Here is a 13,241-nt window from a genome sequence, read left to right as displayed (position 1 = left end):
AAAATGGGTTAGCAATGAATCTTAATGGTAATTTTTAACTGCGTCTTTTACAATAGGACCGATGGTAGCCTGTTGTTGTTTAATCTCTTCATCGGACATCTGTTTGCCTTTATAGTAAACAGTTAGCGGAACAGCTTTTGCCATGACCACTTTATAACCTTTGTCATAATAACTGTGGGTAGCGCTGTCCGCCGGCGTGATATCATTCTTCAGCCCACCAAGACCAGACAGTGATCCCTTTAATCCGGTAATATCCTTTATCCGGGGATGGCCCGGATCAGCATTTTTCACATGCGTGATATTGCCTTTTAATCCACCGAGAGGTTTTGCCAGTATTTCATCACAGTCTTTCATCCACTTCTTAATAGTGCTGCGCTTTTCTTCCAGTTGTGCGGGAGAAGCTGGCTGTCCATCAATAGTGAGAGACCTGATTTCTTTTTTGTTTGCGAGTACTACATACAAGACGTTATTACGTCTGAAGGTATATTTATAAAAGGATACACCGTTGAGCGTTTCCTCTACTCTTGTGCTGGTATTTGATACAACTGGCATAATGGTATCTTTTGGTTGCTGTAAAACAATGGGGTTATGCTGATGCACATTCTTTACGCGAAAAGACTGCATAGTGAACATCAAAATCATTGCTATCAGGGGAAAGCAACAACTCAGGATTGCCTTCTCCGCCCTGTTGACAGGTTTATTTTTCCGGTGCAGAATACGTTCTGCCCTGCTGAGTAAATGATTTTTTGTACCCGGGAATGCAAGAGCATGCTGAGGAGTTCTGCTCAGGTCAAATTCACGGCAGGATACAAGTGCGTGCACCAGTACACTTCTTTTTGGGAGATATTCTACAGCAGCATCATCACAACAGTTTTCCCTTTCTTCACGGATGCGTGCGGACAGCCATAACAGGAAAGGATTGAAAAAGAAAAGCGTTTCTATCAACTGCTGGAAAATGTTTACGATAAAGTCTTTCCGGCGTATGTGTGCCAGTTCATGAAGCAGGATGGCCTCTATCTCATCTACGGGTAACTTTGTGAGCATGCCCACAGGAACGAGGATGACCGGTTTCAGGAAGTTAACGACCAGAGGTACACTCACCACAGCGGATTGTAGTATAAGCACGGGTTTTGAAATACCCATTTTCAATATTAAAAGATCCAGTCTTGTTATCCATTCTTCGCCGACAGTTGTTGTTTTCTGCCTGTGAATTCTGTTGATACTATAGAGGCCTGCAAGCAACTGTATACTTTTAATCAGAATAATGAATATCCAGATCAGGACTACCGTCTGTGCATGGTCATTAAGAAAGTTGTTTGCCGTTGTCAGAAAACCCGCCTTGTGCTGCAATCCGTCTTTTATGGTATTACCAACTTCTGTAAGCATATAAACAGGCCCGTTAGCAGAAGAAGCATCTTCCGTTATACCGGTTGTGTTTCCAAGTCCGCCTATAAAGGTTATTATAACAGCTCCCGTAAAGATCAGCAGTATTGCCACCAGTAAGTTGTAGCGCAGCGCCGCTGTTCTTTTCCGGGTAAATGCGAGTACAAGTACGGCCAGTATTGTTGCTGCAATTCCAAGCCACAGAGAATGGATGAGGGTCCAGCAGATGGATTTGATGTATGTAATATCTAACGGGTTATTCAACATATGAGGGTTCATGAGATGTCTGTTTTAGATTAACAACTATTCCATATCAAGATCTTTCAGCAGTTTTTTGATTTCATCCAGTTCTGCCTTAGATGTTTTTTTATTTCCGAGCAATTGCATCATCAATTTTGACGCTGAGCCTTTATACATACTGTTAACAAAACGGTCCAGCAACACGGTTTTAGTCTTCTGCTCCTCTTCTGCCGGCATGTAGGTATGCTGCATGGAAGATTCATCTCTTTTAAGAATGTTCTTCTTAAGCATTACCTGCATCAATTTTAAAGTAGATGTATATTGAACCGCTACTTTCTTTTCATTGTTCAATATATCATTTACATACCTCACAGTAGACGGACCATGCTCCCAGAGCACCTGCAAAATCTCCAACTCGGATTTTGTAGGCTCATTTATCTCGTTTTCCTGATTAATCTCTTTCATGATCCTAAGGTACACCTTTCTTCGTACGAAAGAACAATTAGGTTAGTTTTTTTCTGTTAAAAATTTATGTAAGGATGTCGCGCCCTTTCCTTTTACTACGGTAAAATGGTTACCGGGCAGTATAACTACCTCTGATTCAGTGCTATAAGACACCCATTCCAGATAGTCATTTTCCTTCAGCCTGGTTGCGGACGCAGGAGCAATAATCAGGGGAGCGCTGATTTTCTGCTGAGGATGGTATGTAATAAACATGTTATGAATACGCACATCCAGCTGATTCAACAGATGATCAATATTTGCCGGCGCAGGGCTTACCGTTTTCAGGAATGCCCTTATATGGGGCACTATCTGCCCAATACTGAGTTCCTTCAGTTCTGCCTCCAACTTATCACCCCAGTTGAGATATTCCTCGTTAAGGAGCCTGTGGGCACTAAATACGTCGGCTGCTGTCTGCATTACTATGCCAGTTGTAATATTACCGGCTTTCATATCTGCCGCGACGTCCAGTAAGGCGATCCAGCCGACAATTTCTCCTGCTGTTTCCAGTTGCCGGCCCATTTCAAACGCGACATGTGCACCGAATGAATGTCCGATAAATCTGTACGGCCCCACTGCCTGAACTTTCCTGATACGTTCGATATTGAGGGACGCTATATCAGCGATATTATCAAGCGGCTTTTCTCCCGGGTATATTCCTTCCATCTGAATACCATATACCGGGCAATGCACAAAATGAGCCGCCAATTCCTCATAGTCATCAGAAAGTCCGATTGAACCCGGTAATATAAATACGGGAGCTCCCCCAGTAACGTTATTCAATTGAATGAGATGGGGATGCTGTATTTCCGGCTTAAGGGTATGGATAAGCGCTGATTGATCTCTTACCGTCTGCGCATTAAAGAGTTCCTTCAGCGTGAGTTCTATCCCGTACTCTCTCAACCGGCTCAACATCTGCACCATACTAAGGGAATGCCCGCCAAGCGAAAAGAAGTTGTCCAGCACACCTACCTGATCCAAACCAAGCAGATCCTGCCAGATAACAGCGAGCATTTCTTCGGTACTGTTTGCAGGACCAGTATGCTCACTTTTCAGCATTCCCGGCGGATAAAGTCTTACCAGTGTTTTCTTATCTGTTTTACCATGTGAAGTAAGCGGGTATTTATGTACGGGGATAATGCCGGCCGGATGCAGATAAGATGGCAGTTGTTCTGCGACAAAAGCCATCGCCCTGCTTATCAGCATTCCTGTCCGGGTCAGATCAGGATATTTTTCTTCTTCTATCTGAATATATGCATATAACTTTTCCGCATGTATTATTATTACTGCGTCTTTTACATCATCGACTTTCAGCAGGCAGTATACTATTTCTCCCGGCTCTATACGGTAACCATTGATCTTTACCTGCTCATCGATTCTGCCCAGAAAGGCCAGATTCCCGTCCAACAGCCATCTTACCTTATCTCCCGTGCGATACATCCGTGCACCTGATCCTTTACTGAACGGATCTGTCAGGAACTTTGCAACTGTCTGCCCCGGCTGACCGAGATAACCACGTCCCACCTGCGAGCCTCCAATACATAACTCTCCTTCTGCCCCCGGCGGACAAAGCACTTCAGGGTTATTGATATCCACTACATACAGACTTGTGTTTGCCAGTGCGGTACCGATAGGCAGACTCCCATCTGTTAAAGGCAAAACGGCATTTGTGTTAAACCGGTAAATACTACAACCAACTGTTGTTTCCGTAGGCCCGTATTCGTTAATGACTTCCATATCCAGACCCGCGTCTGCCAGAAATTGTACATGACGTGTATGTAATGCCTCACCACCTGCTATAATCTTTCCTGTAAGTGCACGGAGCCCCTCTGCTCCCACTAATGCATCCAGCACGGATAAATGCCCCGGCGTTAGTTTAATAAAATCATAAGGCGCATGTTCAGTCAATGCAGGGTCTTCAAACGCCTCTATTCCTTCCCCCCTGCCCAATACCAGCAATCTTCCGCCAAGCAACGGAACGAATAAGGCAGTCAGGGATGCATCGAAAGTATATGACAGGTGCATAAAACTGCCGGCACCTTCACCCTTTCCGCCATATAGCGCCAATCCGTTCAGTGCATAATTTAAGAGTTGACGATGTTCTATCATCATACCCTTTGGAATACCGGTACTACCAGAAGTATATATCACATAAGCCAATGTGCGGTCTGATACATTACGTGACGGTACTCCGGAAGGCTGCAGACTAATCTGCGACCAATAAGTATCAAAGCTTATCACCGTAACGCCATCGGGCAAGAACTCTTCTGTGAAAGCATCCGCCAGTACAAAGCGGGCATCTGTATCTTTCAGGATATACTCCAGACGGGCCGCAGGATAATCCGGGTCTAAAGGAACATAGGCGCCACCAGCTTTAAGTATACCCAGTATACCTGTTATCAGATTAACAGAACGGCGTAAACATAGCGGTACCAGCATTTCCTCTTTTACTCCCATCTTTTGTAAAAAATGAGCTACCCTGTTGGCTGCCGCGTCCAGTTCCGCGTAGGTAAGACGCTCTTCTCCAAAGATAATTGCAGGTGCATCCGGGGTTGCCTGCACCTGTGCCTCAAAGAGATCAAGAATATTATTGTTGCCGGGGAGTATTAGTTCAGGTCCTTTTCTTACAGATAACAGCTGATACGTTTCTTCGGGTTCAAGTATCGTAAGGCTGCCTATTGATTTATTAGCATTTGCCACTACTGCTTCCAGCACATTTTCATAGTGATCAAGCAAACGTTCTATTGTTTCACTCCTGTACAGATCACTACAGTATGTAAGCAACAGGTAAAGTCCTTCCGGCGCTTCCGTTACTTCAACGTTAAGATCAAATTTTGATGTAATCTCTCCGCTGGCATTATCCGTCACCTCTACTGTACCAAGGTTTAAGTCATCTCCTTCAGGCATATTCTGTAAGGTAAATGTTACCTGGAATAAAGGTGTTCTGCCAAGATCCCTTTCAATGCCCAATACCTCCACAACCTTCTCAAACGGTACATCCTGATGTTCATAAGCGGCCAGGGTCACTTCTTTCACCTCTTGTAACAGTTCTGTAAAGCTGGCCTGTTCCTTTACATTTGTGCGAAGTGCGAGCGTATTGATGAAGAACCCGATTAGATTTTCCACTTCTTTCTGCTGCCTCCCGGCAACCATACTACCCACAGAAATATCAGACTGTCCGGAATAACGATACAATACAATTTTAAACGCTGCCAGCATAGTCATAAAGAGCGTTGCGCCCTCTTTTGCAGACAAGGCCGTCAAGCGTTCACTTAGCTCCTTATCAAGCCTCCTGCGGGCTATTCCGCCCCTTATACTCTGTACTGCAGGACGCGGAAAGTCTGTGAACAATGAAAGGGGTCTTATGCCTGACAACTGTTCTTTCCAGTAACTAAGTTTTCCGGTCAGGACCTCTTCTGATAAATAGGTACGCTGCCAATGAGCGTAGTCTGCATACTGTACCCGTAACTCCGGCAGGACAGCCGGCCGGTTTTCCATACTGGCTTTGTATAACTCCACCAGTTCATTTACCATAATACCAATGGACCATCCATCAAAAACAATGTGATGCAGGATAATAGCAAGTACATGTTCCTTATCAGAGATTTTCAGCAGCGTGAGCCTTATCATAAAATCTTCTGCAAGATTAAAAGGTTGAGCTATCAGTCCGCAGATATATTCATCCAGTCCGCATGTCAGTTCTTCCTCATTGAGCCGCAGCATTTTCCAATTGCTTACAGGCATCAAAGACTGCATGACATTCCCCTCTTCTTCCGTGATTACGGAACGTAATACCTGATGACGATTAATGATCTCCCTGAAAGAAGCCTCCACCACATCTGCATCCAGATCACCATGTAAACGGAATACCCATGGCATATGATACTGCACACTTCCTGTAAGTTTATCAATAAACCACAAACGTTCCTGACCATAGGATAATTTCATTTTCCCGTTATGTGCACCGGGCTGGATAACCGGTAACAGGACCCCATTGTTTGTTTCTTCTATCCTTTCTGCCAGCTTTGCAACAGTGGGGAACTCAAAGATGTCCCTGATCGTAACCTCCTTTGCAAGCTCATTACGAATAGATGATAGTATCCTTACAGCAAGGAGTGAATGACCGCCCAGGTCAAAATAGTTATTATTAACCCCTACTTTTTCAAGATCCAGCAATCTTGCCCATATAGCCGCAATAGCTTCTTCCAAAGCATTCCGGGGAGCTTCATATTCCACTATAAAAGTATTGCGAAGCGCAAGTGCAGGCAGGGCTTTGCGATCTACCTTCCCGTTACCTGTCAGGGGTATTTCCGGCACTTTGTATATGACTACAGGCACCATATAGGCTGGCAAACGCTCCTTCAGAACAGCGACAGCTTCCGTACTCTGAAATACCTCGCCGCCCGTCACTACATATCCCACCAGTTGCTGCTGCCCCATATCATTTTTAAGCACTACAACGACGGCCTGACTAACATCCGGCAATTGCTCTATCATCTGTTCTACCTCTCCCAGTTCTATACGATATCCACGTATCTTCACCTGGCTGTCTTTTCTTCCGAGGAATGCTATGTTTCCATCTTCCATCCACCGGGCCATATCCCCTGTACGATAAAGACGGACTTCTTCTCCCCCGTCAAAAGATATTCCGGTAAATTTTTCTGCTGTAAGTTCAGGCTGATTCAGGTACCCTCTTGACAAACCGGCGCCACCTACATATAATTCGCCGGCAATTCCCAGCGGGCATAAACGATGATACGCATCCAACACGTAGGCAATACGATTTGACAAAGGACGGCCTATCGGTATTTCTCTGAGGCCCTGCATCTGCGGCACCTCATAAGTAAGTGAAAAGGTCGTGTTTTCCGTAGGACCATATCCGTTAATAACCTTCAGATCAGGGTAATACCTTTTAACACGGTCGATATGTGAAGGAGGAAGGCGGTCTCCTCCTACCATTATTGTACTGAGATGAGAAAAGACGGTGATATCGGCTTCTATTACCTGTCCAAACCAACCGCTGGTAAGCCACATTGTATTTACATGTTCCTTAGTGATCATCTCTTCCAGAGATGTTACATCGAGCAAATCCTGCTGGCTGCACATCACCAGCCGGCCTCCATTTAACAAGGTGCCCCAGTATTCTATTGTGGTAGCATCGAATGAGGGAGAACCAGTGGATAAAAGAGTAGTATCAGGCGAAAGGTCAACATACGATACGCCTTTTACGAGGCTTACAATATTTCCATGTTCCACCATTACTCCTTTAGGCTTACCAGTGGAACCTGAAGTATACATAATATATGCAAGTGCATCTGCATTGACAGTCACGCCCGTTGGCGTATCCGGCAGTTGCAGGAGATGTTCTTTTTCCTCAATGAGGTTAATTACACGGACGTTTCCCGCAGGAATGTATTGTGAGGTTGTGATGAATACCGACGCGTTAACATCATTGAGCATGTAAGAGATACGTTCTGCGGGATAATCAGGGTCCACGGGTACATAGACCGCTCCGGTTTTCAACACCGCTATGATTGCGATGATAAGTGCTGCGGAACGCTCAATACATACAGGTACGAACATCCCCTCCTTTACACCCTGTGCAAGCAGCAGATGCGCAAGTCTGTTACTCTCTTTATCCAGTTCATGATAAGTGTACTGCCGTTCCCCGTATACCAATGCAATCGCGTCCGGAGTAGTTTTCACCTGATAGCTGAAGAGATCTGTGACCGATTCATTTTCCGGATATTCCGTTTTTGTTGTGTTAAATGTAAGCGCAAACTGATGGTCTTCCAACAGAGAGGATAATTTCAGATCGAAGATTGCAACATCCGGCGCTTCAACAACTGCCTGTAAAAGATTTGTGTAATGAATGAGCATCCTGTGAATGGTTTCCGCCTTAAACAGATCTGCACAATAATTCATCGAAAGATATAATCCATCTGCAGACTCGATGGCATCAAGGTCCAAATCATATGCACAGGTAGCATGGTCCTTTATAACCGGGAAGAATTGTACGTCCGGCATTTCCAATGGTTCAATCCGGGGTGTATTATGCAGCGCGAACACCACCTGGAACAAAGGAGAACGACTCATATCCCTTTCCTGGTCCAATGCCTGTACAATTTTCTCGAATGGAATATCCTGATATTCATAAGCACTTAATGTCACCTCTTTCACCGCTCTCAGAAGGTCCCGGAATGGCTGTTCTGCATCCAGGTGTGTACGGAGTGCAATGGTATTGACGAAACAACCAATGAGCGTTTCCACTTCTTCCTGATACCGGCCGGCAACGGGAGTACCGATACAAATATCCGTCAGGCCGCTATAACGGAATATCAGCACCTTAAAGACACTGAGCAGTGTCATAAATAAAGTGGCTCCTTCACTGCGGGAAAGCGTGTTCAGTTTATCGAGCAATTCTCTCCCGATATGCCATTGTACATTTGCACTATGGTAACTCTGAATGGCGGGCCTCAGATAATCCAGCGGTAGTTCCAGCGGCGCAACATCATGCAGTTTCTGTTTCCAGTATGATAGTTTATTTTCCAGCAGTCCGCCTGACAAATGGCTGCGTTGCCAGATAGCGAAATCTCCATATTGTACCGGCAATACCGGCAATGCGGGAGTCTGGTCCTTTATTGCAGCAGTGTACAATGCACTCAGTTCAGCCGCAAGGATACCTACGGACCAGCCATCAAAAGCAATATGATGAGTCTGCGTAACCAGCATATAGCTATTCTCTTCCACCAACCTGATGAGCGTTACCTTTAACATGTGGTCTTCGGACAGATCAAACTTATACCCAAGCATTCTGTTAATATAACGATCTACTTTTCCGGCCCCGTTTCCTCTTATGTCTTCTTCGTTTATTATATTCATCTGCCAGAGATCTGCTTCCTTAATCACCTGATAAGGTATTCCATTCTCTTCCTTTATGACAGAACGGAGTATATGATGCCGGCTGACAATCGCTTTAAACGCTGATTCGAGTGCATCGGGTTTTAATTGTCCCATCAGTCTGAATACCCATGCGACCTGATGCTGCGTCCCTTTTTGCATGTTATACATAAACCACAGTCTTTCCTGTCCGAATGAAAGTGGCATAGAAATGTTTGCCGGATATTTCGTGATCACCGCCTGCTTTACGTCTGTATGCTGTTCCAATCTCAGTGCCAATGAAGTTACATCCGGGTGATCAAATACTTCCTTTATTGCAATCTCTTTACCGAACTGCTTGCGGATAAGTGCAATTAAACGGATTGCCAGCAGCGAGTTGCCACCCAACTCAAAGAAATTATCGCTGATACCAATCTTTGGTACTTCCAGTAATGCCTGAAAGGCGAGGACCAGTTTTTCTTCTGTTTCGTTGCGTGGTTCCTGATATTGCTTCAGAGAGCGCAGGGAAGTATCTACCGCAGGCAGCTTTTTCCTGTCTATTTTACCATTTACGGTCAATGGCATTTCATCTATTCTGAATAATATGGCTGGTACCATATAATCGGGCAGCCTTCTGCCAAGCAATTCTCTTGTCAGCACCTCGTCAAATTGTTCATCCGCCACCACGTATGCTATCAATACCGGATTATGATGTTTGTCCTCACGCATTATTACCACGGCCTGTTTCACTCCCGGCGTCTGCTGTATCTGCATTTCCACTTCTCCCGGCTCAATACGATACCCTTTTATTTTCAGCTGATCGTCGGTCCTGCCAAGGAAAGCGAGGTTACCATCTGCCTGCCATCTGGCGATATCACCTGTACGGTACATCCTGCCTGGTGCAAAAGGATCTTCTACAAATCTGGCAGCGGTAAGTTCCTCCTGATGCAGATAACCTCTGCCCACCTGTTCACCGGCAATACAAAGTTCACCAGCCACACCTACAGGACAAAGTATGTTGCTATTATTGACGTCAACGATATAAACCACCGTATTATCCAGCGGTTTGCCTATAGGCAGGCTGCCTTCCCTGGTTGTTGGACCAGTGGCCGTATTGATACTCCATGTAGTGCATCCTACAGTCGTTTCCGTAGGGCCATATTCATTGATAATTTCAATGTCGGTCCCTGCATCAAACAGGAACTGTAAATAACCTGCATGTAATGCTTCTCCGCCTATTACCAGTTTCCGGGTAAGATTGCCTACACCATCTGCCCCCATCATCGATTCCAGCAACGGTAAATGCGCGGGGGTTATTTTGATAAAGTCATATGGCGCATTGGCTGTTAATGCCGGATCTTCAAATGCATTTACGGAGTTGCCCTGACCTACAACGAGTGATCTTCCCTGTAAAAGAGGAACAAATAACGCTGTTAACGAAGCATCGAATGTATAGGATAAATGCAGAAAACTTCCCGCGCCAGCTCCCGCAGCGCCATACATACGGATGCCATTGGATACATAATTCAGCAGTTGCTGATGCTCTATCATTACTCCCTTAGGCATTCCTGTACTACCTGAGGTGTATATCACGTAAGCCAGGTTGTTTGGCCTTACGTGTACGTCAGGACTAGTGTCCGGTTGCATGCTGATCTGCAGCCAATGTGTATCTAGGCTGATTATGTTGATATCCGGATCCAATATATCTTCTGTTCCCGCATCTGCCAGTATAAAACGCGCGCCTGTTTCTCTGAGTATATAAGTGAATCTTTCGGCAGGACAACCCGGATCTACAGGAACATATGCAGCACCGGTCTTCATGATGGCAAGAATACTCACGATCATGCCTGCGGAGGGTTGCAGGCATACAGGCAGCAGCATTTCTTCTTTTACCCCCAGCTTTATCAGATAGTGAGCCAGACGATTAGCACGGGCATCCAGATCTCCATAGCTGAGCCGTTCATTGCCACAGATCAAAGCAATGGCCGCAGGATTTTTCGCGACCTGCTCAGAGAAATAAGCGGTTATCGAAGTATGAACAAATGCATGTTGATTTCGTTTGCCGGCACTAAAGGAAGCGATGATATCACGATCCTCCTCAGGAGACAGCAGACGGAGATCTTTCAGTTCCAGGGCAGTGTTGCCGGTTATCTGTAACAGTATATCCTGAAAGTGCCGGTTGATCATTATCAGGTCCGCATCACTCAACAGGCTGTTCTTATAAATGAATTGAATAACCGTATCCGCAGTCAGAGCGATGCGGATACTAAGCGGATAATTAGTTGACTGCTCATACATCTGCAGGCCAGATACCTTCAGCTGCGGTATTGATGCAGATGTGGCAGATTCATTCACCGGGAAATTCTGGAATGTGATCATAGTATCAAATAAATCCCCCTGCACTCCTATCCATTTCTGGATATTACCTATCGAGGTATGATACTCACGGGCCCGCAATTGTTCCCGCTGAATATTCTGCAGCCAGCCAATCACTGTTTGCTGTCCGCTAAAGTCTGCATGTAAAGGAATGAGATTGATATAGATACCAATCCTCTTTTCCACGTTGGGCAGGTCCGCCGGGCGGCCGGACGCAGTTACCCCAAAAGTGACATGCTGTAAACCAGTATACCGGTGCAGCAGATATGACCAGACACCTTGCATTACAGTATTCACTGTGATGCCGTGTTTTTGTGCGTACGACTGAATTCTCTTCGTCTGCTCTTCCTCAAATACAACTGTTTTTTCACAATAACTTTCTACACCCTTGTTGCGATCTCTGCTGAGATCTATAAAAGGAAGCAGGGTACCGGTGTCTACTCCCTGCATGTAATTCTTCCAGTACTGTTCTTCCTGCTTTTTGTCTGTCTTTTCAATATAACGGATAAAGTCTTCGTATCTGTCTTCCTCTCCCGCCGGTATCTCTTTTCCTGTAGCGAGGAGTTCGTAGCATGTCAGGAATTTATTAATAAGCAAGTGCATAGACCATCCATCAATAAGAATATGGTGGTATGTCCATGACATTATATAACGCGTATCTCCCAGCCAGAACAAAGTGACCTTCATTAAAGGCGCCTGTCTGAAATCAAGTTGCGTGTTCCTGTCCTGCAACTGTTGCTGTTTCATCACAGCATCACGTGTAACGCTATCCATCTCGCGCAGATCTATGATCTCAACAGGCATCTTTCTATCTGCATAAACGCATTGAACAGGGATCTCAAAAGCATCTACCTGAAAACCTGTACGTAAGATGCTATGCCGTTGCAAAAGCAGGTCCCAGCAACGGGAAAAAATATCAATATTCAGATTATCAAATTCACAGGTAAGCTGTTCTCTGTAAGCGCTATTTTGTTTGTCATACAGGCTATGGAACAACAATCCTTCCTGCATGGGTGATAAACGGTAAATAGCAGTAACATTCTCTTTCTTTTTAGTCCCCTGCGGAACTGTAGAGAGATACTTTATCAGTTCCGCTTTATTCTCTTTAATATAGCTGATGATCTCTGAAGCATCGGCTACACCCTGTAATTTTTTACTAACAGGAGCATTCTTCTTTCCACGCAGCACCAGGTTCTCATTTTCAACGGCCAGATAAAAGTCTTTTGATTCAAGATTCTGAACAAATTCTTTTATACTCATTTTTTTTGTTTTTCTTTTTTAGAAGATCATGATATCGTTGGTATCAGCGTCATTTTCGTTCAGGAAGCTATCCAGTTCTTCGTAACTGATCTCTTTGCCAAGACCATAGTCTGAAGGTGTAAACACAGCCCCTGTTTGTGATACACAATGAGTGATCAAGGCGGTGAGAGCAGTGATATAATTTGATGAGAGCTGTGCTATTGTACTGTCTTCATAATGACGTTTGCTATAGTTCCAGTGAACAAATAACTCGCCGCCTTGCACCATGCTGTTCACATTTATCTTTACTGACTGCCGGTTACCTGATGCCACTCCGGAGCCTGAAGGTTCGTCGGCCGGCATCAGCAGGCTTTTACCACTGCTGCTATCTAACTGACCTAAGTAATTAAATAGCAGGTCCCATTCTGTAACGCCTGTTTGTTGCAATCCATAACCCAGCCCTTTGTCGGGGATGCTACGCAGTTGTTCTTTTATACCTTTTAATAAGCTACCTGTATCTTCTTTATTTTTCAATAACACCGGGTACATCGATGTAAACCAGCCAATGGTACGACTTACATCTACTGATGAGGAGATATTTTCCCTGCCATGACCTTCCATTC

General features: G+C 44.9%; 4 protein-coding genes. All 4 read right to left on the bottom strand.

What is annotated here, in order from left to right; genetic code table 11:
- Positions 1-21 precede the first annotated feature (21 nt).
- Positions 22-1,662 (bottom strand): M56 family metallopeptidase, encoded by a 1,641-nt coding sequence (locus GO495_RS19950; RefSeq protein WP_157301491.1) that lies wholly within the window; start codon positions 1,660-1,662, stop codon positions 22-24.
- Positions 1,663-1,686: 24 nt separating this feature from the next.
- Positions 1,687-2,088 (bottom strand): BlaI/MecI/CopY family transcriptional regulator, encoded by a 402-nt coding sequence (locus GO495_RS19945; protein WP_157301490.1) that lies wholly within the window; start codon positions 2,086-2,088, stop codon positions 1,687-1,689.
- A 42-nt stretch (positions 2,089-2,130) separates the two neighbouring features.
- Positions 2,131-12,639, bottom strand: a complete 10,509-nt coding sequence (locus GO495_RS19940) for a non-ribosomal peptide synthetase (RefSeq protein ID WP_157301489.1) — start codon at positions 12,637-12,639, stop codon at positions 2,131-2,133.
- Positions 12,640-12,657: 18 nt separating this feature from the next.
- Positions 12,658-13,241: condensation domain-containing protein (locus GO495_RS19935; protein ID WP_205691293.1), on the bottom strand; the 584-nt coding region annotated here is incomplete at its 5' end.

The sequence above is a fragment of the Chitinophaga oryziterrae genome (assembly GCF_009758125.1).
In the GTDB taxonomy this organism is placed as follows: Bacteria; Bacteroidota; Bacteroidia; order Chitinophagales; family Chitinophagaceae; genus Chitinophaga; species Chitinophaga oryziterrae.
Note: the sequence above shows the minus strand (reverse complement) of the source record. Positions and strands in the feature narration are given on the sequence as shown.

Excerpts from the sequence above, each read along its gene's own strand:
- GO495_RS19950 (WP_157301491.1), bottom strand. The coding sequence starts at position 1,662 with ATGAACCCTCATATGTTGAATAACCCGTTAGATATTACATACATCAAA.
- GO495_RS19945 (WP_157301490.1), bottom strand. The coding sequence starts at position 2,088 with ATGAAAGAGATTAATCAGGAAAACGAGATAAATGAGCCTACAAAATCC.
- GO495_RS19940 (WP_157301489.1), bottom strand. The coding sequence starts at position 12,639 with ATGAGTATAAAAGAATTTGTTCAGAATCTTGAATCAAAAGACTTTTAT.